This window comes from Gelidibacter salicanalis (genome assembly GCF_016469035.1).
Taxonomy (GTDB): Bacteria; Bacteroidota; Bacteroidia; order Flavobacteriales; family Flavobacteriaceae; genus Gelidibacter; species Gelidibacter salicanalis_A.
On the sequence record NZ_JAEHJZ010000636.1, the window covers coordinates 1 to 275 of the forward strand.

Below are 275 nucleotides of genomic sequence, written 5' to 3' on the forward strand. Positions count from 1 at the left end.
TTTTGATAGAGCACATTCTGAGTTTGTTCTTGCTTTGTTGCCCTACTATCCGAGCAAGGATAGGACGATGGTCAGGTTGCATTCTCTCCACATGGGCCAAAATGCCTACAGAATACATGTGGTCGAGACTAATGCTGTAATGTCCATTGGCCAAGTTGCCAAAGGATCGCCAAGTGGTTGGAGTGTTCGAAAATTTGAGGCCAGCTACCTCCACAATCTTCAAGAGGGAGTGCGAAAGAAGGACATTTTATTATTTGACTTGTCTTCAATTTGGT

Annotated in this window: 1 protein-coding gene; it reads left to right on the forward strand. The window is 44.0% G+C overall.

Translation table 11 applies throughout. The annotated features are described in order from the left end of the window. Nucleotides 1-275: hypothetical protein (locus JEM65_RS22775; RefSeq protein WP_233530838.1), on the forward strand; the 275-nt coding region annotated here is incomplete at both ends.